Below are 25220 nucleotides of genomic sequence, written 5' to 3' on the forward strand. Positions count from 1 at the left end.
CCTTTTAATTGCTGTGCAGTTTCCTTCAACAAATGCTTTAGTGAATCTGTTAATTCCATTGACACCTATGCACATCCAAAATCGAATCATCATTGAATTTACTACAAAAAGGGAAGGGAAAGGTTGCTAACGGCAACCTTTCCCTTCCCGCCACCAGAATGATTATCATTTTCATAAGTTGTATACTTTATTCTCTGGAAGTCCCTTAAACAGCACTGTCAGCAGCAAAAAAATCCCTGCACCCAAAGCTTTAAAACTTATCTGTTGAGTATTTTAATTGTGAGCTTGGTAGTTGTACGATCGCATCAATTATATAAGGTATATTGTCGCCAAAGCACAAGCACGACGATCGCACACTGAGAGGTATGCGATCGCTAAATTTCTTAACTTGCTAAAATATAACCAAAAAGAAGTAGTCTAAATATCTGAGCAGTGCGAAAATATCAATTTTTTTATTTACTATTTTTTCTCGCTTTAGCCAGTATTGTTGGCTTTTCTGTGTTCTCAGACCTACCTCCGATAGTGAGTTGCGATAAATGGAAATACACTGCGGCTACATCAACAAGTCAAAAATCTTACCTTAATCCTGTGGAACTGGTAGTTAAGCCTTGGGGTGGACAGCATCAGGTTTATGGAACATTTGTTATTCCACCCAAGTATAGAATTGATGGTTTTGTTACCATCACTTTGCCGGGAAAAAAAACTTACTGTGGACAACTTTTAAATGTTACTAGTTATTTAGTTCCAGGGCTTTATCCGCAGCCAAAAAATCAGATTATCAGGGGATATTTAAACACTCGTCTTGCTCTTTGGCTGATTATTCAAGGTAAGGGAGGTGAGTTGAAACAACCGCAAAATTGGAGATTAGGTTATGTCGAGAGATTAAAAAAATAGTTCGATTTTCAGATTAATATTCCGGCAATACAAGCGGTAATAAAACTTGCTAATAATCCGCCAATCATTGTCTTCACTCCCAAACGAGCAAAATCATGCTGACGATGGGGAGCCATCCCCGTCAGTCCACCAATAGTAATGCCAATAGAGCCGATATTAGCAAAATTGCATAATGCGTAAGTAGCAATAATTACTGCACGTTGGGAAATTTTACCGCTTTCAATTAATTGCTTTAAATCTAAGAAAGCAATAAACTCATTCAAAATTGTCTTTGTCCCTAACAGCGCTCCTACTTGTTGGCAATCATTCCACGGTACACCCATCAACCAAGCCACGGGAGCCATGACAAAAGACAATATTAACTGCAAAGATAACTGCGGCAAATTCACAAGGGAACCAAACCACCCCAACAGCGCATTTAAAGCAGCCAGTAATCCTAAAAAGGCAATAATCATCACCCCGACGTTAACTGCCAATTTTACGCCGTCAATGGCTCCCGTAGTAGCAGCATCAATGACGTTGACGTAGTTGGTTTCTATATCTATTTTGGCTTTACCCACTGTCTCAGAAACTTCTGTTTCTGGGTACATAATTTTTGATACAACTAATGATATGGGGGCAGTCATAAAAAAAGCAGCAATTAGGTGTTCTGGAGGAATACCAAAGGAAAGGTACGCGCCTAATACACCACCCGCAATAGTCGCAAAGCCTCCAGTCATTACAGCATGGATTTCTGATAGTGTCATATTTTCTACATAAGGTTTCACCATCAGCACAGATTCTGTCGGCCCCAAAAAGATGTTACCTGCACAGGATAAAGACTCAGAACCTGATGTTTTCATTGTCTTGATCATTAACCATGCTAGTATATTCACGACGCGCTGCAAAATTCCATAGTAGTATAAAACACTAATAAAGGCAGAAAAGAAGATAATGGTTGGCAGTACTTGAAAGGCAAATAAATGATCCTTAAAATTCTCTCCAAAGACAAATTTAGCGCCGACATCTGAAAAAGCTAAAAAATTGCTGACAATATCTCCTAAAGATTTGAATACATTTAAACCCCACGGTGTTTTCAAAATCAGCAACGCAAAGATAAACTCTAAACCCAAACCCCAAACAACTGTCCGCCAACGAACTGCTTGACGTTCGACAGATAAAGCGTAAGATATCCCCATAAACACTAATATTCCCAGGAGGGAAACAGCACGTTCCATATTGACTTCCGAAAATGCACAGATATAATACTTGGTCATCAAGCATACATAAAAACGTGGCTTTTTTAAGTTTTTTGTAGTTAATTAATAAATTTTTAAGTGAGTATTAGGAAAAATAGCGATCGCAAAGTTAAATAAAATTTCAAAATGGAAATTACTGATCATAAATCACAAAAAATAAATTTATTTGTAAAAAATTATGTTGACATTAAGTGGTTATCGTGTGAACGAGCTAATTTATTCAGGTTCTAATACCTTAGTACATCGTGGTATTAGGGAATTAGATCAACAACCAGTCATTATTAAACTATTACGGCGAGACTATCCCACCTTTCACGAACTCGTAAGATTTCGTAATCAGTACACAATTACTAAAAATCTTGATATTGATGGCATTGTCAAAACTTATAGTTTAGAAACTTATCAAAATAGCTATGCCTTAGTCATGGAAGACTTAGGCGCTATTTCTTTGCAAGAATATACTGCTAAATATACTCTTAATTTATCAAGCTTTTTTAACATTGCCATTCAAATTGTTTCCATACTGGGTAGATTATATCGCCATCGAGTTATTCATAAAGATATTAAGCCAGCAAATATTTTAATTAACCCCAGCACCAAAGAAGTAAAACTCATTGATTTTAGTATTGCGTCTTTACTAAAACGAGAAACTCAAAGCCTTACTAGTCCAAACATTTTAGAAGGAACATTGGCGTATTTGTCACCCGAACAAACTGGACGGACAAATCGTGCTATTGACTACCGCAGTGATTTTTATTCCTTGGGTGTCACCTTTTTTGAACTTCTCACTGGAAAACTGCCATTTTGTTGTCAAGATGCAATGGAGTTAGTTTACTGTCATTTGGCAAAAATGCCGCCAAAAGTTGAAAGTTTAAATCCAGAAATTCCCTCAATGGTTTCGGATATTATTAGCAAACTGATGGCGAAAAATGCTGAAGATCGCTATCAAAGTGCTTTGGGGTTAAAGTATGACTTAGAAATGTGCCAGCGTCAATGGCAAAAAACTGGCACTGTTAAAGATTTTAGATTAGGAGTGCGGGATATTTGCGATCGCTTCCAGATTCCCGAAAAACTGTATGGACGACAAACCGAAGTCAAAACCTTACTAGCCGCTTTCGAGCGAGTAGCCAAAGGTAACACCGAAATGATGCTAGTCGCCGGGTTTTCTGGTATTGGTAAAACAGCCGTTGTCAAAGAAGTTCATAAACCCATTGTGCGGCAGCGTGGTTATTTTATTCAAGGTAAATATGACCAATTTCAACGCAATATTCCCTTTTCAGCCTTTGTGCAAGCTTTCCGCGATTTAATTGAACAATTACTTAGTGAAAGTGATACGCAGTTGCAACATTGGCAAAGTCAAATAATGCAAGCATTAGGAGAGAATGCACAAGTCATTATTGATGTCATTCCTGAGCTAGAAAAAATTATTGGACAACAACCCCCAGTCCCGGAATTATCAGGAAATGCTGCCCAAAATCGCTTTGATTTACTATTGCATAGATTTATCAAAGTTTTTACTACTAAAGACCATCCCTTAGTAATTTTTTTGGATGACTTACAATGGGCAGACTCAGCATCTCTCAAATTGATTAAACTATTAATCAGCAATGCAGATACTGGTTATTTATTATTAATTGGGGCTTACAGAAATAATGAAGTTTCAACTACACATCCTTTGATGTTGACGTTAGCAGAGATCAAAAAAAATGATATTGAAATTAATAAGATTAATTTAGATACGCTTCAGCAAACAGATTTAAATTATCTAATTGCCGATACTCTAAATTGCTCTTTAGAGGTTGCTTTTCTTTTGACAAAATTCGTCTACCAAAAAACCAGAGGTAATCCTTTATTTACTCATCAATTTTTAAGATTTCTCCATGAAGAAAAATTAATTAGCTTTAACTTTGATGCAGGTTATTGGCAATGTGATATTGCTCAAGTCAAAGCCTTAGCATTAACTGATGATATAGTTGAATTTCTGGCAACACAACTACAAAAATTACCATCAGCCACTTTAGAAGTATTGAAATTAGCAGCCTGTATTGGTAATCAATTTGATTTAGGAAATCTAGCTATTGTTTACGAAAAATCTCTATTAGAAACTGCGAATGATTTATGGAAAGCATTGCAAGAGGAATTAATTATTCCTACTAGTGAAGTTTATAAATTCTTTCACGATCACGAAGAACTAATAGCCAGTGAATGGGAATTTTGCCAATCCCCAACTTATAGATTTCTTCATGATAGAGTACAACAGGCTGCCTACTTTCTGATTCCTGAAGAACAAAAAAAATCAACGCATCTTAAAATTGGTCAAATTCTGTTAAAAAATACTCCCAATATTGAAGAAAATGAAAACCTCTTCTCCATAGTTAATCAGCTAAATATGGGAGCAGATTTAATTACTGACAAAGTAGAAAAAAACAAACTAGCTCAACTCAATTTGAGTGCAGGAAACAAAGCTAAGTCCGCCACAGCATATGAGACAGCAGTGAAATATCTCAATACTGCTTTAGCATTGCTAGAGGCTGATAGTTGGCAGGAGCAGTATGATTTAACTTTGAAATTATATATTGAAACCGCAGAATCTGAATATTTAAATATTAACTTTGCCAGAGCTATAGAACTAACTGAAATTGCCCTACAAAATACCAAAACACTGGTTGAGCAAGTTAAAGTATATGAACTGCAAATGCAAATTTGCATTGCCCAATTGCAAATGGTACAAGCAGTAGAAATTGGACTACAAATTTTAGAGAAATTAGAGATTCCTCTGGTGAATTTGACTAGTGATGAAAGCTTAGTAGTTGAATTACCAGAACTGTCTGATATAGATAACTTTTTGGTGATGACAGATCCAGATAAACTAGCAGCAATGGAGATTTTAAAAATTCTCTGCGCCCCTGTTTTCATGGCTAAACCAGAAATCTTTCCTCAAGTGATCATTACGATGGTAAATCTTTGTCTTGAGCATGGTAATTCAAAATTATCTGCTTTTGCATACTGTTTTTATGGATTATTACTATCTGGTATTGGTCAATTAACTGGCGGCTATAATGCTGGTAATATCGCTTTAAAACTCTTGGATAAATTTGCAGCCAAGGAATTAAAAGCCAAAGTTTATAATTTATATAATTCTAATATTAGAACCTGGAAAGAACATGCAAAACATAGTGTTCAACCCTTGCAAGAAGCAGTACAGAGTGGGTTAGAGACTGGAGATATTGAGTGGGGAGGATATTCTGCTGCTAATCTGTGCAGTTATCTCTTTTTTTCAGGTAATAACTTAGAATCTGCTGTTACACAGCAAGCAAACTACATAGATATTTGCATTAAAATTAAGCAAGAAATTCCTATCCATTTTTCGCAAATATGGCGACAACTAGGTTTAAATTTACAAGGGTTATCTCCAGATAAATATTTATTAGTGGGAGAAAGTTTTAATGAATTGCAAATAATACCGCATTTAATTGTAGCTAAAAGTGGTACGGTACTATTTATTTTTTATGTCGCCAAAACAATTCTGCTTTACCAATTTAGAGATTATGCTCAGGCAATAAAACAAGTCAAACTAGCCAATGAACAAGCCGGTTCTGCTTTTGGTTTTATGCAAGTTGTGATTCTCAATTTTTATCATTCATTGGCTTTATTAGCAAATTATTTTCAAGCAGATATCAAGGAAAAACAAAAGTATCTAGAGCAAGTTGAAGCAAACCAAGAAAGAATGAAATTCTGGGCAGAAAACGCGCCAATGAATAATCAGCATCGCTATAATTTAGTAGAAGCAGAAAAACTGCGAGTGCTGGGGCGATATTGGCAAGCTGCTGAACTTTACGATCGCGCGATCGCCCAAGCGAAAGAAAACGAATATATTCAAGAAGAAGCTCTAATTCATGAAATCGCTGCCCAATTTTATTTAGAGTGGGATAGAGAGCAAATTGCCCAAATTTACCTAACAAATGCTTACTACTGCTATGCACTCTGGGGTGCAAAAGCTAAAATCGAAGATTTAGAACAACGCTATTCAAATTTACTAGCTCCCATACTTCAGTGGGAAAAAATTAATTTTAATCCTAAGGATACTTTTTCTAATATAAGCAGAATCACTCGCTCTACGTTTAGTAGTGCTACAACTGATTCTTCTAGTAATAGCAGCATTTCACAAGCCTTAGATTTAGATACTGTGCTTAAAGCTTCGCAAGCAGTTTCTAGTGAAATTGAACAAGATAAACTGCTAACTACTCTCATGCAAGTGTTAATGGAGAATGTCGGTGCAGAAAAAGCTGTGCTGATTTTATTAAAAGAAAATATTTGGGTAATTGAGGCGATCGCTACAGTTAATAAATTACCAAATATCTTGCAATCTATCCCCATTGAGTTAAGCCAAGATGTGCCTCAAACTGTAATTAACTACGTTAAACATACCGGAACATCTTTGGTAATTGATAACGCGACTCAAGAAAATAACTTCGCGGCTGATGCTTATATTATTTATCACAAACCTAAAAGTTTATTGTGTACACCAATCTTGCATCAAGGTAAATTGATTGGCATTTTGTATTTAGAAAATAATCTAATGTTAAAAGCATTCACCAGCGATCGCCTGACAATTATCAAGTTACTCTGTTCTCAAGCTGCAATATCCTTAGAAAATGCTCGTCTCTACCAGCAGTCTCAAGATGATTCTCAAAAATTATCCCAATCCCTCACAGAATTACAGCAAATGCAACTCCAACTTATCCAAAGTGAAAAAATGTCAGCTTTGGGTAACTTAGTTGCAGGTGTAGCTCACGAAATTAATAATCCTGTAGGATTTATTGCTGGTAATATTCAACCTGCTGTAGAGTTAGTAGAAGATTTATTTCATATCCTCGACCTCTATCAGCAAAAATTCCCCGAACCTGGCGAAGAAATTGCCGAAGAAATTGCCGCAGTTGACTTAGAATATTTACGTGAAGACCTACCAAAACTAATTTCTTCTATGAAATTGGGTGTTGATCGCATTCGTAAAATTAGTGCTGGTTTGCGAACTTTTTCTCGATTAGATACAGAATATAAAACAGCTTATAATCTTCACGAAGGTATCGACAGTACAATCTTAATTCTCAAACATCGTTTAAAACCATCAGAAAATCGTCCAGAAATTAATGTTGTCAAAAACTACGGTGATATTCCCCAAGTTGAATGCTTCCCTGGACAACTCAACCAAGTATTTATGAATTTGCTCGCCAACGCCATTGACGCGTTAGAAGAATCTAATATAGGGCGACAATTTTACGAGATTGCTCTGCAACCAAATCAAATTGTAATTCAGACTAGTTTAAGTGATGATAAATCTCAGGTTGTGATTCAGATTATTGATAATGGTATGGGGATACCAGATGATGTCAAAAACAAGATTTTTGACCATTTATTCACCACTAAATCTGTAGGTAAAGGTACAGGGTTAGGATTAGCGATCGCTCGTCAAATTATTGTGGAAAAACATAGCGGTATTTTAGAGGTAAACTCTGTACAGGGCGAGGGTTCAGAGTTTATCATAAAATTACCAATTTAAATAGATATCAACCTGCTCACAGCCTTGCTCAATTGCCTCACGCATTAACTGGACGCTCAAACATTACCATATTCTGTATTATTGTAGAATTTAGCTAAAGTTTTACAGCCCCATCACAGTGCGATAATGAGCCTCAATTTCTGCCACAGTTTGCGACTTACGCTGAGTATCCCACTGACTGCGGTTAAATAATTCTTGTCGCAATTCATCTACATTAGTAGTAGTTATTTTTCCATCGACTACTACTTGTTTACCATTTACCCATGCACTATCAACAGCATTGGTAGGCCGTCCTAAAACTAATAAACCGATGGGGTCTGTACGGGGCAGTAATGATAAACTTGTCAAGTTATAAAGAACTAAATCAGCTTGTTTCCCAACAGTAAGGGAACCTAATTTATCTCCCATATTCAATCCTTTAGCACCTCCTAAAGCTGCCATTTCTACAGATTGTCGGGGTGTAATCCAATATTGATAATCTATATCTGTGACGTTGTGCAGAATAGAACCAATCTTGATTGCTTCTAATAAGTCTTGAGAGTCATTACTCGAAGCACCATCACAACCAAAAGTCACATTTACCCCAGCTTGGCGATATTTTAAAATTGGGGCAATACCACTGCCTAAACGCAAATTACTTAAAGGGTTATGAACAACTGTCGATTGAGTTGCGGCGAGGATTTCAATATCAGTATCATTTAACCAAACACAATGGGCAAGAGAAGTGCGATCGCCTAAATACCCAATTCTTTTTAAATGTTCGACAGCACTACAACCATACTTTTCTTGGGCGAGTTTTTCTTGGGCTTTTGTTTCCAGCAAATGAGAGTGACGACATAAATTATAGCGATCGCTTAACTCAATACATCCACTAAATAAAGCATCACTGCACAACTGAATCCCCGTGGGTGCAACTAAAATACTCACCCCCTCTTCTGGGCGATGAAACTGTCTCACCGCTTCTTCAATAATTGCTAGGGTGTCCGCCATCGAGCGAAAATAAGGTTGATGATTTTGTTCACTCTCCCCAGAGGGAATACCTGCGGTGAGGGATTCATCTTGAATCAAAGGCGCGACAAAAGCCCGAATTCCTACTTCTTGGTAAGCGCGAACTGCGGTAGCGATGGTTTCCAATTCTTGTCCCGGAATTAACACCAGATGATCTACCACACTCGTACCACCAGAAAGCAAAGTTTCCACCGCCGTTCCTAAAGCGCTGAGATAAACTTTTTCGGTGTCGAGAGGGGCAAAATCATACAGTTCCGCCAGCCATAATTCTAATGGCAAAATAGACATAATTCCCCGTTGCCACATTTCGGAAGAATGGGTGTGGGCGTTGAAAAAACCAGGTAGTAGCAGTTTGTGTTCACCGTTAATTGCTGTCCCAACAACATCAAGATCAGGTGCAATGGCAGAGATTATACCCTCCACAACCTGCACATCTGTAGTTGCATAAGCATCATCGGTGGGAATTAAGACATTTTTAATAGTAAAATGCACGATTGACCTCTATGATTACGTTTTAGCTATTTTATGAGTAGCATTTGAGTTACAAAATTCAATTTAAAAGGTAACATTTGAAGCGCAAAAATTTTGCCTCACACTTTAGGAAAGCGATCGCATCACTACTTCTTGGCATACAAGGATTTTTTCTCTGACGTTCCCTGCGGGATGTTTACGATTCCACTCGGTTTTATGCCTTGTGCGGGGCTAATTTTTCACTACACCCCACACCCAATACCCTACACCCTAGTTTTGGTCAATTTAGCTATAAATTGTAAAAACTAAAATCTTAAATCTAAAATTGGTATGATGCCAGCGATAACACATTCAGGAAAATAAACAAGTGAGCTTATTTCTGGACTCAGCGATCGCAGCGGAAGCTAAAGCTGCTAAAGAATTAGGATGGGTAAAAGGTATCACCACTAACCCAACTTTATTAGCTAAAAGCGATTTACCAGTAGAAACTATACTCAAACAATTAGCAGAATTAACTACAGGGCCAGTGTTTTATCAGTTAATGGCATCTGAGTTTGAAGAGATGGTAGCAGAAGGACAGACTGCATTTCAACTGATTGGACAGCAAACTGTCTTAAAAATTCCCGCGTCTTTGGTTGGCTTTCAGGTAGTGGCTGCACTAGCGCCAGAAATTTCTTGTGCAGTTACAGCCATATATAGTGCAGCACAAGCAGCCGTCTCTCAAGAAGCCGGAGCAAAATATGCGATCGCTTACGTTAATCGAGCCACTAGACTATTAGGTGATGGTGTGGCTTTAGTGCGCGAGATGGCAAGTGTCTTAGCAGGTAGCAATACAGAAATTATGGCAGCCAGCATCAAATCTCCTCAAGAAGCCGTCGCATCCCTACAAGCTGGCGCTCATCATCTGACTTTACCTTTAGCGATGTTACAGTCCATGACTAATCATGAACTCTCACTGCAAACTATTGATGAATTTGCCGACAATGGACGCGGAATTGTACAGCCAGCCGCTGAATAGTCCTCAATCATTCGTGAACAAATCCCCGACTTTTAAAAAAGTCGGGGATCTCAGTCTCTCAAAAATCTACATACGTTAAGTAAGCCGATGCACTAACATTGCAAGCCGATGCACTAACATTGCAGGCGATGCACTAACATTGCAAGCGATGCACTAACATTGCAGGCGATGCACTAACATTGCAGCCTGATGCAATAGCATTGCAGCCGATGCACTAACATTGCAGGAGGTTGCCTTGAGATAGCACAGTAATGGAAACACCACAGAGAAAGTCTAGTAATCTATCAAAAAAACGTTGCTAGACTAAAAATTCTCGCCATCCTCGCATCCCTCCGTCAGTCACAGTGGAGAAACTACTAAATTACTTATTTGGCTGCAAAGCATCTAATGCCATGTTTAACTTTAAGACATTAACTCCAGGTTCGCCAAAAATACCAAGAAATCTACCATCAATATTTTGATTAATCAGCGTTTGAATTTGATTAGACTCAATACGCCGTGCAGTGGCGATACGTTGCACTTGTCCTTGAGCAGCTGCAACACTAATGTGTGGATCTAAACCAGAACCAGAAGTATAAACTAAATCAGATGTAGGCTGAATATTACTTTGTTTTAGTCGTGTAACTTCCCCTTGAATGCGCTTCAACAGTTGAGGATTACTGGGAGCCAGATTACTAGCGCCTGAAGTACCTGTAGTAACAACGTCTGGGTTAGTGCTGTAATCAATAGCACTAGGGCGACTCCAAAAATAGCGATCGCTCGTAAAAGGTTGTCCGATTAATGCCGAACCTACAACTGTGCCTAAATTGTTAGTGATTAAACTACCATTAGCTTGAAAAGGTAATGCTATCTGTCCGCAGACTAGCATAAATAAAGGATAAATGAACGCTGTTAACAGCCACAAAGTCAAAGTAGAACGAACAGCTTTATTAATTTGACGTAGCTGACTCATTAGAATTTCTCCGGTTGAAAAATGACAACAAATAAATAAACGCACACACCAAAAGTAGCTAATGCTAACAACCCAATAGCGTAAGAAGTAGTGCGGGGTAATTCTCCTGGTGTAAGTGCTTGAACTGCTGGCGCTAATATGGCGTTAAAACACAGCAGTAAAAATAAAGAAAGAGGAATTTCGTTGTTTCTAGAGAAGTCTTTCATCAATAAAATGCCGAAGTTTATAGAAGCAAATGCAAAAGAAAACAGAGTTCGGAACAAATCAATCCCCGCATCCCCATCTTGTATTACTTAAACCAGCCCTACAGATGCAATGAGAACGTCAATTATTTTGATGGCAATAAACGGAGCAATTACACCACCCAACCCATAAATAAAAATATTTCGTTGTAAAAGTTGATCAGCGGTGAGTGGTCGAAATTTAACACCAGTCAGTGCTAAAGGGATGAGTGCAGGAATAATTAAAGCGTTATATATCAAAGCTGATAAAACAGCAGATTGAGGACTAGCCAAACCCATAATGTTAAGGCCACCAACACCAATCCCTGAAAAGATAGCAGGAATAATTGCAAAATACTTGGCGACATCATTAGCAATAGAAAACGTGGTAAGTGCGCCACGAGTAATTAATAACTGTTTGCCAATGGTAACGATATCAATTAATTTTGTAGGGTCAGAATCTAGGTCTACCATATTAGCAGCTTCCTTTGCTGCTTGAGTACCAGAATTCATCGCTACGCCTACATTTGCTTGAGCTAAAGCCGGAGCATCATTAGTACCATCTCCCGTCATTGCTACTAATTTACCTTGGGCTTGTTCTTGGCGAATTACTTCAATTTTGTCTTCGGGAGTAGCTTCAGCGATAAATTCATCAACTCCCGATTCTTCAGCAATCACAGAGGCGGTGATGCGGTTATCTCCCGTTAACATGATGGTTTTAATTCCCATCCGCCGCATTTGGGCAAATCTTTCTTGAATACCTGGTTTAATAATGTCTTTGAGGTAAATTACCCCATAAATAACACCATTTTGGCAAAGTGCTAAAGGAGTTCCACCCAATTTGGAAATACGCTCAAAAACTGCATCAAGTTCAGGTGTTAATTGTCCATTGCGAGAGCGAACAAAACCTTTAATTGCATCTACAGCACCTTTACGAATTTCCACCCCATCAGGTAAATTAGTGCCACTCATTCGAGTTTTAGCAGAAAATTCTATACCTTCTGCTGTAGTGCGATCGCAATCTAATCTAGCTCCTAATTTCTCTGCTAGTTTGACAATAGATTTACCTTCTGGTGTTTCATCAAAAATACTAGATGCTAAAGCAACTTTTGCTACCTCATCTAAACTATGGCCGTTAAGAGGAATAAATTCCTCTGCTAATCGGTTTCCCAAGGTAATAGTTCCAGTTTTATCTAAGACTAAAGTGTTGACATCGCCGCAAGCTTCCACCGCACGCCCAGAAGTAGCAATCACATTAAACTGAGCAACTCTATCCATCCCAGCAATCCCAATCGCACTTAATAACCCGCCAATAGTAGTCGGAATCAACGCCACCAGTAAGGCAATCAATACAGCAATACTCACAGGTGACTTGACGTAAACCGATACCGTTGGCAATGTGGCAATTACTACTAAAAATACCTGTGTCAACACTGCCAGCAATACTGTTAAAGCAATTTCATTAGGGGTTTTGCTGCGGGCTGCACCTTCTACTAAAGCAATCATCCGGTCAATAAAGCCTTTACCAGGGTCAGATGTTACACGAATGATTAATTCATCAGAAATAATGCGAGTTCCTCCAGTGACGGAACTTGCAATATCTGTTCCCGGTTCCTTCAATACCGGGGCAGATTCTCCAGTAATAGCAGACTCATCCACAGAAGCCACGCCCCCAATTACTTCTCCATCAGCGGGGATAATATCACCAGCAATTACTTTAATTTGGTCGCCACGACGTAAAGCTGTGGAACTCACCTCTTGAATAGAAGCATCAGGAAGTAATTTTCTGGCTTTGGTATCAGATTTAGTAGCGCGTAACGCATCAGCTTGAGCTTTACCTCTTCCTTCGGCGACAGCTTCGGCAAAGTTAGCAAAGACAATGGTAAAAAACAAAATTAGAGTAATTAAACCATTAAATATGCGGGGATTTTCTCCAGAAGTAGCGCCAAATAAATTAGGTTCAATTGTCACCATTGCTGTGATGATTGTACCTAACCAAACTACAAACATCACCGGATTTTTAAGCATATTATGCGGGTGCAACTTAACAAATGCTTGTTTAAATGCCCGTGTATATATTCCAGTGTGTTTGGCTTTGGGTGTATGTTTACGTTCTTGTCGAGTTTTGGTAGATAGTTTCATAAGTAATACTAATTCGTAATTCGTAATTCGTAATTCGTAATTAAGAAACTCTGATTTGGTCTGGGTTGTGGGGTTTGAATGTGTTGCCTAATTTTAGAGAATTGGTATAAAAGCTGATAGAAAGTCGTAAAGAAGAGTGCAAAAAGATTAAAAGTTTATTATTCATCCACCGCGAGAAATTAAAAATGCTTCTGCCAAAGGGCCTAAGACAAGTACAGGGAAAAAGGTAAGTACACCAAGAATTAAAATCACGCCGCTTGTAACTCCGGTAAAAAGTTTAGTATCAGTTCTGAGAGTACCGGAAGTCATGGGAACAGGTTGCTTACGTGACATACTATCTGCCAGCAACAACAAAGCAATAATGGGGATGTAACGTCCGGCTAAAATACTGACACTGGTGCTGAGGTTCCACCATAAGGTGTTATCTCCTAAACCTTCAAAACCAGAACCGTTATTAGCTGCGGCTGAAGTATATTCGTAAACTACTTGGGAAACTCCATGAAAACCTGGGTTACTGATGCCTGATAGAGTATCGGGAAAACCAAAGACAATTGCCCAAGGAATGAGGATGGCAAAAGGATGAACTAGTAAGACAACACTGGCAAGGACGATTTCTTTTTTTTCGATTTTCCGTCCTAAAAACTCTGGGGTGCGTCCCACCATTAAGCCAGTCAGAAAGACTGCCAAAATTAAATAAATGAATAGATAAGCAGTACCAGTTCCTTGCCCACCCCAGATAATTTGCAAGAACATATTAAAAAGAGTGGCAAACCCGCCAGATGGCATTAAAGAATCGTGCATTCCGTTAACTGCACCACACATGGTTGCAGTAGTCATAACTGCCCAGAGTGCTGTTTGCGCCCAACCAAATCGCACTTCTTTACCTTCTAAGTTGGGTTGCTGTCCTCCTAGCAAAGCATTAACTTGGGGATTTCCTTGAAATTCACCTACTACGGCAATACCTACTAAGCAAACAAAGATGATAAACACCATCCAAAACACTAACCAAGCTTGTTTACGGTTGTTAGCAAATATGCCATAGGTGTAAATCAGTGCTGAAGGAATGGAAATCATTGCCCAAGTTTCTAACAAGTTAGAAAAACCATTGGGATTTTCAAAGGGGTGGGCTGAGTTAATTCCAAAGAAACCGCCACCATTTTCGCCAATTTGTTTAATAATCTCGAAGTGGGCGACTGGGCCACGGGCAATTATTTGAGTTACACCTTCTAAGGTGGTTGCTTTTGCTGGGCTGGCTAAAGTTTCTGGTACACCTGCGACAATTAATAATATTCCCCCGATGATGGACATGGGTAATAAAATTCGGGTGATTGATTTGATTAGGTCGCTATAAAAGTTGCCTAAAGGTCTACCAGTTAAACCGCGAATAAAAGTAATTCCTACTGCCAAGCCTGTTGCGGCTGAGGTAAACATTAAAAAACCCAGTGCAAAGGTTTGACTGGCGTAACTTAAAGTTGTTTCACCAGAGTAGTGCTGTTGGTCTGTGTTGGTGAGAAAAGAAAGGGTAGTGTGCAATGCTAAATCCCAACTTGGCGCACCTAGCCCTGTAGGATTGAGCGGCAACCATCCTTGCAGCATGAGGATGATAAATACTAAAATCCCCATGACTAAATTGCTGTATAAAACTGCTGTGACATATTGCCAGCCAGTCATGTGATCTTTTCGCACTGCACTCAAGGTATAAATAACTTGTTCTAAAGGATTAATGACAGCATCAAGTGGTGTTTCTTCCTCCATGAAAACTTGAGCTATGTATCTGCCTAATAAGGGAGTAGTTGCAATAATAAGGAGTAATATTAAAGCAATTTGCATCGATCCTTGTAACATAAGTTAGTAAAGCTCCTAATAAGTTATTTTTGTGTTTTTTATTAAACACTCTGGGTGTGAGTAGTGAATTGGATGCTTTTTGTTAAGCACAAGTTTGAGTGCAGGAATCAAAGCTGGATTTAAGGCTGTAGCCAATACATAGTCTTCACAAAAAATCAGGGTTTCTGTATTGGCTGAAATAACTTGATTATTTCTAATAATGCCGATAATAAAGCATTTATCTGGTAGTTGTAAGCGGCTGATTACTATGCCGCAATGGCAGCTATTTATGCTGATTTTGACGCTGGTTAAAGCTATATCCATAGCATTGCTTGTTAGTGAAAACAGTAATTCAAATTGATTGTTTGAATTTGGCTAACTCTAATAATTAATTAATTCCTTAATCAATACAAGTATTAGTTAGATATAAAGTAGAATTTATTTTTTTATATGTAGTGTTTAGGGGAATATATCTCAAGCGTTTAGCCAAACTAAACGGTGACTTGAATTTAATTATTATGATAAGATGGATAAAATATAAGTTTTGAAATTTTCAGCAAACTGCATAATAATCTTTGTTTGATAAATGGCATCTTTGAAAGCTAAATTACCTAAAAAAGAATCACCTTTGGGTAAGTCTTTACTAATTAGTTGGCTATTTATAATAGTTTTTTTGCTAGAGTTTTCTACACCAAATGAATATGTATTTGGGTATTTGTATACTGGCCCGATTTTATTAGCCAACTCTTGGTTGGGAAGAGTTGCCACTTTTTGGATAACTTTAGTTGCTGTATGCTTAACTATGTTAAATCTGGTGGCTCCGGGAGACGATATTATTAAAGTCTCTACTGTGGCGAGTCGAACGATCGCCGCAATGGCATTAATCGTTACAGGTTTGTTAAGCGATCGCCTGCGTCGTTCTCAAGAAGCGATCGCTATTACCCGCACTAAACTGGAATCCCAAGAAGAATTAGCCAGAGTCCGAGAAGATTTTGCTTCTACACTCACTCACGATTTAAAAACGCCGCTACTGGGAGCAATAGAAACCCTCAAAGCTTTTAAACAAGAAAAATTTGGTGTAGTCTCTCCAACCCAGCAGCAAGTTTTAGCAACGATGGCTCGCAGTCATCAAACTTCACTGCAACTGTTGGAAACGTTGTTGGATGTTTATCGCAACGATATCGAAGGTTTAAAGCTAGATTTAGCATCTGTGGATTTAACTACTGTGGCAGAAGAAGTGGCTAATACTCTGACAGAATTAGCCGCAAATCGTCGCGTGTATATTTCGTTGAATTATGGTGAATCTGATTGGCGGCGGGCATTATGGGTGAAAGGTGATGCGCTGCAACTACAACGAGTGTTTAGCAATTTGTTAGTCAATGCCATCAACCATTCTCGACGAGGCGATCGCGTGGAAGTTGTTTTAGAAACACAAGCAGCTAACCAAGTAGTGAAAATTTTAGATACGGGTGCAGGTATTCAACCAGAACAGTTTCCTTATTTATTCGAGCAGTTTTACCAAGGACACAGTGAGCGCCAAGCTAAAGGTTCTGGATTAGGGCTTTATTTATCTCGGCAAATTATTGCTGCTCACGGCGGTATAATCTGGGCAGAGAACAGAGTGCCTACAGGAGCGATGTTTGCTTTTAAGCTCCCTGTTTATCCTTTTCCTCTAACTGCATCAGATGCCTGCTACTCCGATTAAAATTCTCTTGGTTGAGGATGATGAACTTTTTCGCTTGGGCTTGCGCGTGCGGTTGCAACAAGAAGCTGGGCTAGAAATTATGGCTGAGGCTGAAGACGGCGAAACCGCAATGGAGTTAGTAGGACAGCATCCTCTTGATGTGGTGCTGTTAGATGTAGGATTACCGGGTATTGGTGGTATTGAAGCTTGTAAACACATTAAACAGCAATATCCCCAGTTGCCAATCTTAGCGCTAACTTCTCATTCCCAAAAATCTTTGATTGCACGGTTAATTGACGCAGGCGCTCAAGGCTATTGTCTCAAAGGAATTGCGGCGGAAAAATTAGTTTTGGCGCTGCGTTCTGTGGCGGCTGGGGCTTCTTGGTGGGATGAAACAGCAACTAAAGAAATTCGTTCTTCTTTTGCGTCAAATCTATCTGATATTGACTCAAACAATACCCCAAAAGTCTTTAACCCTTTGACGCAACGAGAACAAGAAATACTCTCACTATTAGCAGCAGGGAAAACTAATCAAGAAATTGCTGTGATACTTTATATTACCCCTGGAACAGTGAGAGTTCACGTCCACGCTATTTTACAAAAGCTAGAAGTGAGCGATCGCAATCAGGCTGTTGTGGTTGCTGTACAAAAACGGTTAATTAAAGCTGATTTAAGACTAGGAGACTAATTTGGCAATCCCGCAGTTATACAACGCTCATTTTTGTAGGGTGATGCAATCGAATTGCGGAGTGATGCAATCGAATTGCGGAGTGATGCAATCGAATTGCACAAAAATTTGTTTATAACAGTTCCCAATTGTATGAGATACACCGTAGTATTTAATCTTTAGCCCTCTTTGTTTTTGATTAAGCAGAATTTATTGTTAAAATTTTAGCGTCATTTGGTAGATTTCATTGAAAATATATAAGATGTACTCCAACCTGTAAAAAACTGCGATCGCTCAGTTTTCACAATCTACAATTTAAAATTTTGGGTCAAAATCATGTACAAAACACCAACCTAAACCATAATGCGCTCTTGGTTAAATAGTACACTTCGCACTCGCCTAGTACTTCTTGTCCTTTTAGCAATTATTCCGGCATTAGGATTAATTCTTTATACCGCTTCCGAACAAAGACGTACCGCTACAGCAGAAGCGGAACAGCAGACCCTCCGACTAGCGAGATTGGTGGCTAATAATCAAAAACAGGTTGTAGATGGAACCCGTCAAATACTGATGATATTGGCACAACTGCCTGTTGTTCGTCAGGGAAATTCTGCCGTGTGTGATCAATTGCTGGCTGATATCCTCAAACAACATTCGGCTTATGCTAATTTTGCTGTACTTGATGCTCAAGGAAACACGATTTGCAGCGGTATTCCTTACTCTGGCTTAGTAAATGCAGCAGACCGCAGTTATTTTCAACGTGCTGTGCAAAACCGGAAATTTACAATTGGTGAGTATCAAGTAGGTCGCATCACGAAAAAAGCCACTATAAATTTTGCTTACCCAGTTCTAGACCAAGACGAGCGAGTGCAAACTGTGGTAGTGGCTGCTCTTGATTTAGCTCAATTGAACCAGTTGGCGGCGCAAGTAAAAATGCCAGGCGGTTCAGTGCTGAGTGTAGTTGACAACAAAGGAATACTTTTAGTCCGTTATCCCAATTCGCCAGATTGGATAGGCAAATCTTTACCATCAAATGCCTTTAAAAAAATGAAAACTGATGGAGAAGGTGTTTATGAAGTGACTAGCCTTGATGGTGTACTTCGGATTTTTGCTTTTGTCCCATTAGGCGATGATTCACTCAACCCTGATGAATATATCAAGATTGGTATTCCCACATCTGAAGTTTTGTCTAATGCTAATAGTTTATTAGTCAGAAACTTAATTAGTTTAGGTGCAGTTACTATCTTGGCGATAATTGCGGCTTGGATAGGTGGAGATATCTTTTTTCTCCAGCAGATCCAATCTTTGGTGCAAACAGCCAAAACCTTGGGGAGTGGTCAACTTAACGCACGTACAGGACTTTCTCATATATCAGGAGAAGTTGGTCAACTAGCGCAAGCGATTGACGAAATGGCCGCAGCACTCGCAGCACGAGAGAAAGCGATCGCGTCTCTTAGCCAAAATATGCAAACTCTATTTGAGTTAATTCCTATCGGAATTCTGATCACAGAAGATATGGAATTTAAGGAGGTAAAATCTAACCCAGCATTTGCGGAAATTTTAGGTTTATCGTCTGAAGCTAATGTTTGTCATACATCTGTTGATGTCCAGCCTCCATCTTACAAAATTGTGCGAGAAGGAAAGGAACTCTCAGCAGAAGAATATCCCCTACGCTATGCAGCCACTCATAACACAGAAGTCAAAGGCACAGAAATTGATATTGTGCGGAGTGATGGCAGTATCTTTAATTTGTTTGGTTATGCTGCTCCCTTACGTGATGAGCAAGGTAATCCTAGAGGAGCAGTAGCTGCATTTTTGAATATTAGCAATGTCTACGAAGAGCTACGCTTACGCAAACAGGCCGAAGAACAAACACGTCAGTTAATGAGCGAGGTGCAACATCAAGCCAATATCTTAGATGCAATTCTTTCTGCTTCGGTAGATCATATTTTTATTTTTGATCGTGATGGTCGTTATCAATATGTGAGTCAAGGCGGTGCTGACATTTTCGGGTGGAAACCAGAGGAGATGGTAGGTAAGACTTGGCAAGAAATTAATTTTGCTCCACAAATGTTTACGAGAATGTGTCGGGTAGACAGCCAACGACAAACAGTGATGGCAACAGGGCAACCCATCAGAGCAGATATTGAGTACAATACCGCTAATGGATTGCATTCCTACGAATATATTTTGTCTCCCCTATATAGCCGTGATCAAACGATCGCAGGGGTAATTACTATATCCCGTGATATTAGCGGCCGCAAACAAGCTGAAGTAGAGCGCGAAAAATTACTAGTCCGAGAACAAGCTGCGCGAGAAGCCGCCGAAACTGCTAACCGCATTAAAGATGAATTCTTGGCGGTGTTGTCTCATGAATTGCGAACACCCCTTAACCCGATTCTTGGCTGGGTAACATTGTTACGCAGTCGCCAACTGGATGAAGAGAAAAAAGCGATCGCGTTGGAAACAATCGAACGCAATGCTAAATTACAAACTCAACTAATCGGCGATTTATTAGAAATATCTCGCATCCTCCAAGGCAAATTAACCCTGAATATTTCTCAGGTTGATTTAGCTGTAACTATTGCTTCTGCTAAAGAAACAGTCAGGTTAGCAGCGGAAGCTAAATCGATTCAAATTCACACCGAGATAGCACCTGAAGTCCAGCCATTTCTGGGTGATCCTAATCGTCTGCAACAGGTAGTCTGGAATTTGCTTGCTAATGCAGTGAAGTTTACCCCAATTGGCGGCGAAGTAAAAATCAAATTAGAGTCCACTAATACCTATGCTCAAATTCAAGTCAGTGACACAGGCAAAGGCATTACACCAGAGTTTTTACCTTACGTATTTGAAACCTTCCGCCAAGCTGATAGTGCCACAACTCGCAAGTTTGGCGGACTAGGATTAGGATTAGCAATTGTGCGTCATGTTGTCGAAATGCACGGTGGCACAGTTCACGCCGATAGCCTTGGAGAAAACCAAGGAGCCACCTTTACAGTCAAATTACCAATAATTACTACAGTTCCACAAATCAATCAAAATAAAACTTTATCCAAAAAATCGTTAAACTTGCGCGGTGTGCGGGTGTTGGTGATTGAAGATGAGCAAGATACACGAGAACTACTGGTTTTCATAATTCAGCAGTATGGTGCAGAAGTGACAGCAACCCCATCTGCCATTGAGGCATTAAAAGTTTTCCCACAATCTCAGCCAGATATTATAGTGTGTGATATTGCTATGCCAGAAATGGACGGTTATACGTTTATCCGTCAGGTGAGAACTTGGACACAAGAACAAGGCGGACAAATCCCCGCGATCGCATTGACTGCTTACGCTGGAGAATCTAATCGAAAACAAGCTCTAGCAGCAGGTTTTCAAAGACACTTATCCAAACCAGTAGATCCCGAAGAATTAGTAGAAGCGATCGCTAGTTTAATCTCATGAAATATTTCGTTTACCAATGCGTAAGCCCTAATTAAGATTGTAGAGCAACACATTCACATTGCAGAGCGCTACTTAAAGATTGTAAGGCAATACATTAAGATTGCGCGGCAATACATTAAGATTGCAAGGCGATACATTCACATTGCTGATTAAGAGAATTGTGTATACACCGTAGCTTTAAGCTAATTCTTTTGCTACTCTATCAAGATTTTTACGTATTTCTAAAGTGGCTACACCAGCCATATGCAGATTATTATCAGCAGAATATTGTGCTGCAAACTTCTTAACGCCTGCTAAAGTTTTTGGCCCATAGAAGGGATGATCTTTTGGTAAGTCTGCTTTGACAACTACATTCAACTCATATTGCAGAATTCTCATAACTTCTTCAGCTTTCGCCATCGTTTTTGGCCCTACTACACCATCCACCTGAAGTCCATAATCTGCCTGAAAGTTTTTGACTGCTTGTATAGTTTTAATAGCTGTTAAAGGAGAATTATCTTTAGTAACCGGAAACCCCTTCGCCACAGCAGCAAAATCTTGAGCTAAATATCCCAGTCCAAATAAAATAGAGCGAAATTGAGCATTGGTGTAGGTAATCATATTAGTAAAGCTCCAGATACTACTGTTTCAAGATTTAATTACTGGGTAATAGGGTTTTATCCATTAACATTCCATAGCTACACAAGCAATTGATGAGATTCCTAATTGAACAAATAATTGATGGGTAGCAACTGACCCTCAAGCCGACTAAAAACAAGTGGAGTTATATACCAAGAAGAAAACTAGTATAAATCTTGAATGACCGGACTAGCAAGACTTTCACCAGAAAATACAATTATTTGTTGACATTAGTTGAATACTTACTCAAAATCGCACTGAGATTTTATTACCAGAAATTAGCAAAAGTTAATTTTACTTTATTGAAAAATACAAATAGTTAATGTAAAAACGGATCTTATAGAGCCGGAAAAAATTCCCCTTTGATTAAACCATCTCCCTGGGGAAAGTTATGACCATGATGCTTGGTGTGAGGCAGTAAATTGAGATTGCCGGCGAATGGGGAGAAGGTATTTGGCAAAGTCTTTAAAACAGCATGATACTCAATTCTTGGTAATTGAGAGAATTTGTTGTTGGTACTTTATAAATACTACAGTCATGACCACAATTCTTAAAAGAGGCGAAAGCGATAACCTCTGGGCAAAGTTTTGTGAATGGATAACTAGCACTGATAATCGGCTTTATATTGGCTGGTTTGGTGTGTTAATGATTCCTACCTTGTTAACTGCTACTGTCTGTTTTGTTATCGCTTTTATTGCTGCGCCTCCCGTCGATATTGACGGCATCCGCGAACCAGTTTCTGGTTCTTTGCTATACGGCAATAACATCATAACTGGTGCTGTTGTACCAACATCTAACGCCATTGGTTTGCACTTTTATCCAATTTGGGATGCTGCATCAATGGATGAATGGCTTTACAACGGCGGCCCTTATCAGTTAATTATTCTGCATTTTCTCATTGGCATCTTTTGTTGGCTCGGTCGCCAATGGGAGTTAAGCTATCGTCTGGGGATGCGTCCTTGGATTTGTGTTGCTTACTCTGCACCTGTAGCGGCTGCAACTTCTGTTTTCTTAATTTACCCCATTGGTCAAGGTAGTTTTTCGGATGGGATGCCTTTGAGTATCAGCGGTACTTTTAATTTCATGTTGGTGTTCCAAGCCGAGCATAATATTTTGATGCACCCGTTTCATCAATTTGGTGTGGCGGCGGTGTTCGGTGGTGCTTTGTTCTGTGCGATGCACGGTTCTTTGGTGACTTCTTCGTTAGTTAGAGAGACAACAGAATCGGAATCTCTCAACTACGGCTATAAGTTTGGACAGGAACAAGAAACTTATAGCATTGTTGCGGCGCATGGTTACTTTGGGCGATTAATTTGGCAATATGCCAGTTTTAATAATTCCCGTTCTTTGCACTTCTTTTTAGCTGCTTGGCCTGTGGTGGGTATTTGGTTAACAGCTTTGGGTATCAGCACAATGGCGTTTAACCTCAACGGGTTTAACTTTAATCAATCTGTGATTGATTCCCAAGGACGTGTGATTAATACATGGGCGGATATTCTCAACCGCGCTAACCTGGGTATTGAAGTGATGCACGAACGCAATGCACACAACTTTCCGCTAGATTTAGCGATGGGTGATGCTGTACCTGCGGCTTGGCAAACTCCAGCAATTCACGGTTAATTGCTGTTGCATTTGTATATTCATCAAGCAGAGGCATCAAGTAAGATTCTGAATGTAAAACGGAACCAAAATTAGAGCGATCGCATTGATTGGGAATTAATGCGATCGCTTCTTAATTTAAATCAGGTAAGTTTTAGATTTTAGCTTTAGTCTAGATTTTTACTAAGCGATTCAATATATGATCTAAAATTTACTATTCCAAAATCACAATGGCAGACCTAACTCCTAATTCTAGTTTTAGTTTGACTCTACGTTTGCAGATTCCCAATCGTGTGGGAATGTTGGCATTGGTGACACAGGCGATCGCTTCCAGTGGTGGTAATCTTGGTCAAATAGATTTAATTGAGCAAACTCGTCAAGAATCTATCCGCGATATTACTGTTGATGCTGCAAGTACAGAACACGCTGAAACTATCGTCCAAGCAATCAAAGAACTACCGCACATCAAAGTGCTAGATGTGTATGATCGCACATTTAACTTACACCGTGGTGGCAAAATTAGCATCGCCAGCCGCATCGCCCTCAGAAGTGTCTCTGATTTAGCAATGGCTTATACTCCTGGGGTGGGAAGGATTTGTAAAGCGATCGCCCAAAACCCAGAGGAAGTTTATCACCTCACAATTAAACAAAACACCGTTGCCATTGTCACAGATGGTAGTGCTGTTTTGGGATTAGGCAATCTCGGCCCAGCGGCGGCTTTACCAGTCATGGAAGGTAAAGCCATGCTATTCAAAGAATTTGCGGGAATTGATGCTTTTCCCATCTGTTTAGCAACTCAAAATACAGACGAAATTGTTCAGGCTGTTAAGCATATTGCACCTGTGTTTGGTGGTGTGAATTTAGAAGATATTGCTGCGCCACGCTGCTTTGAAATTGAACAGAGATTACGTCAGGAATTAGATATTCCCGTCTTCCACGATGACCAACATGGTACAGCAATTGTGACTTTAGCAGCGTTATACAATGCTCTTAAATTAGTCCACAAGTCAATGGCTGACATCCGCATTGTAATTAATGGCGCGGGTGCGGCGGGTGTAGCGATCGCGCGGTTACTCCGTAAAGCTGGGGCGCAAACAATTTTGATGTGTGACTCCAAGGGTATTCTTTCAACTAGCCGCACCGACTTGACAGAAGAAAAGCAAGAATTCGCCGTCAAAGCTCAAGGTACTTTAGCTGGTGCAATGCAAGGTGCAGATGTATTTATTGGTGTCAGCGCACCGGGAGTATTAACCCCAGAAATGGTGCAAGGAATGGCAAAAGACTCGATTGTGTTTGCAATGGCTAATCCGATACCAGAAATTCAACCAGAATTAGTGAGCAAAGATGTGGCGGTAATGGCGACAGGACGCAGTGATTACCCCAATCAAATCAATAATGTTCTGGCTTTTCCGGGAGTATTTCGGGGGGCTTTAGATTGTCGCGCCCAGACAATTACTACCACAATGTATTTAGAAGCTGCAAGTGCGATCGCCTCTTTGGTCAACCCAGCCGACTTGAATCCAGAACATATTATTCCTTCTGTATTTGATGTGCGCGTCGCCCCGGCTGTAGCTGCGGCTGTACAAAGAGCCGCCCGTGAAGAAGGTATTGCCAAGAGTTGATCATCTTGTGGGATAGGTATCTCTCCTGTCCCATACAAAAAGGTGATAGGTTACAGGTTACAGGTGATAGGTTACAGGTTACAGGTGATAGGTAATAGGTTATACTAATTCTCTAAAATTAGGCAACGCATTCAAATCCCACAACCCAGACAAAACCAGAGTTTCTTAATTACGAATTACGAACTTGTACTGAGCGTAGCCGAAGTATTACGAACTACGCCCTTTTGTATTTAGCAGCCCCTCACGGCGATCGTCGGA

16 protein-coding genes are annotated in these 25220 nt (G+C 39.6%); 8 read left to right on the forward strand and 8 right to left on the reverse strand.

The features are described from left to right. Positions 1-432: 432 nt before the first annotated feature. Positions 433-894 carry a hypothetical protein gene (locus IQ259_RS19895; protein WP_193887731.1) on the forward strand — a complete coding sequence of 154 codons (462 nt, stop codon included), beginning with the start codon at positions 433-435 and terminating at the stop codon, positions 892-894. Between the two features lie 8 nt (positions 895-902). Here IQ259_RS19895 and IQ259_RS19900 read toward each other — a convergent pair whose 3' ends face one another. Next, on the reverse strand, positions 903-2111 hold the full coding sequence (locus IQ259_RS19900) for a NupC/NupG family nucleoside CNT transporter (protein ID WP_193887753.1): 1209 nt from the start codon (positions 2109-2111) through the stop codon (positions 903-905). A gap of 199 nt (positions 2112-2310) precedes the next feature. Between IQ259_RS19900 and IQ259_RS19905 the strand changes: the two genes are divergently transcribed. Further along, on the forward strand, positions 2311-7692 hold the full coding sequence (locus tag IQ259_RS19905) for an ATP-binding sensor histidine kinase (RefSeq protein WP_193887732.1): 5382 nt from the start codon (positions 2311-2313) through the stop codon (positions 7690-7692). 102 nt (positions 7693-7794) lie between these two features. On the opposite strand, the gene IQ259_RS19910 is transcribed toward IQ259_RS19905, so the two are convergent. Next, on the reverse strand, positions 7795-9192 hold the full coding sequence (locus IQ259_RS19910; RefSeq protein WP_193887733.1) for an amidohydrolase: 1398 nt from the start codon (positions 9190-9192) through the stop codon (positions 7795-7797). 346 nt (positions 9193-9538) lie between these two features. Here IQ259_RS19910 and IQ259_RS19915 point away from each other — a divergent pair, with 346 nt between their 5' ends. Continuing rightward, complete coding sequence (locus IQ259_RS19915) at positions 9539-10189, forward strand: transaldolase family protein (protein ID WP_193887734.1); 651 nt, start codon at positions 9539-9541, stop codon at positions 10187-10189. A gap of 361 nt (positions 10190-10550) precedes the next feature. Here the strand turns inward: IQ259_RS19915 and kdpC are convergent, their stop codons facing one another. From kdpC to IQ259_RS19940, 5 genes are all read right to left on the reverse strand, one after another. Further along, positions 10551-11141 carry a K(+)-transporting ATPase subunit C gene (gene kdpC / locus IQ259_RS19920; RefSeq protein WP_193887735.1) on the reverse strand — a complete coding sequence of 197 codons (591 nt, stop codon included), beginning with the start codon at positions 11139-11141 and terminating at the stop codon, positions 10551-10553. Continuing rightward, the gene (locus IQ259_RS19925) at positions 11141-11347 is read right to left on the reverse strand and encodes a potassium-transporting ATPase subunit F (protein ID WP_193887736.1); all 207 of its coding nucleotides are present in this window, start codon (positions 11345-11347) and stop codon (positions 11141-11143) included. Before IQ259_RS19925 ends, kdpC begins: the two co-directional genes overlap by 1 nt. Before the next feature lie 87 nt (positions 11348-11434). Continuing rightward, positions 11435-13504 (reverse strand): potassium-transporting ATPase subunit KdpB, encoded by a 2070-nt coding sequence (gene kdpB, locus IQ259_RS19930; RefSeq protein WP_193887737.1) that lies wholly within the window; start codon positions 13502-13504, stop codon positions 11435-11437. Positions 13505-13666: 162 nt separating this feature from the next. After that, positions 13667-15349 (reverse strand): potassium-transporting ATPase subunit KdpA, encoded by a 1683-nt coding sequence (gene kdpA, locus IQ259_RS19935; RefSeq protein ID WP_193887738.1) that lies wholly within the window; start codon positions 15347-15349, stop codon positions 13667-13669. A 15-nt stretch (positions 15350-15364) separates the two neighbouring features. After that, entirely contained in the window at positions 15365-15652 is a 288-nt protein-coding gene (locus IQ259_RS19940; RefSeq protein WP_193887739.1) for a hypothetical protein, read from the reverse strand. 262 nt (positions 15653-15914) lie between these two features. Here IQ259_RS19940 and IQ259_RS19945 point away from each other — a divergent pair, with 262 nt between their 5' ends. The 3 genes from IQ259_RS19945 to IQ259_RS19955 all read left to right on the forward strand — a co-directional run bounded on the left by IQ259_RS19945 (position 15915) and on the right by IQ259_RS19955 (position 21123). After that, the gene (locus IQ259_RS19945) at positions 15915-17033 is read left to right on the forward strand and encodes a sensor histidine kinase KdpD (protein ID WP_193887740.1); all 1119 of its coding nucleotides are present in this window, start codon (positions 15915-15917) and stop codon (positions 17031-17033) included. Further along, positions 17014-17700: a response regulator transcription factor gene (locus IQ259_RS19950; protein ID WP_193887741.1), complete on the forward strand. Its 687-nt coding sequence runs from the start codon at positions 17014-17016 to the stop codon at positions 17698-17700. The genes IQ259_RS19945 and IQ259_RS19950 overlap by 20 nt, the downstream gene beginning before the upstream one ends. Before the next feature lie 342 nt (positions 17701-18042). Continuing rightward, on the forward strand, positions 18043-21123 hold the full coding sequence (locus tag IQ259_RS19955; protein WP_193887742.1) for an ATP-binding protein: 3081 nt from the start codon (positions 18043-18045) through the stop codon (positions 21121-21123). A gap of 177 nt (positions 21124-21300) precedes the next feature. On the opposite strand, the gene IQ259_RS19960 is transcribed toward IQ259_RS19955, so the two are convergent. Then, positions 21301-21723 (reverse strand): peptidoglycan-binding protein, encoded by a 423-nt coding sequence (locus IQ259_RS19960; protein ID WP_193887743.1) that lies wholly within the window; start codon positions 21721-21723, stop codon positions 21301-21303. A 555-nt stretch (positions 21724-22278) separates the two neighbouring features. Here IQ259_RS19960 and psbA point away from each other — a divergent pair. Both psbA and IQ259_RS19970 read left to right on the forward strand, forming a co-directional pair. Next, entirely contained in the window at positions 22279-23361 is a 1083-nt protein-coding gene (gene psbA, locus IQ259_RS19965; protein WP_193887754.1) for a photosystem II q(b) protein, read from the forward strand. A gap of 209 nt (positions 23362-23570) precedes the next feature. Beyond that, positions 23571-24962, forward strand: a complete 1392-nt coding sequence (locus IQ259_RS19970; RefSeq protein ID WP_193887744.1) for a malic enzyme-like NAD(P)-binding protein — start codon at positions 23571-23573, stop codon at positions 24960-24962. The last annotated feature ends 258 nt before the right edge of the window (positions 24963-25220 follow it).

It is taken from the genome of Fortiea sp. LEGE XX443, from assembly GCF_015206815.1.
In the GTDB taxonomy this organism is placed as follows: domain Bacteria; phylum Cyanobacteriota; class Cyanobacteriia; order Cyanobacteriales; family Nostocaceae; genus Nostoc_B.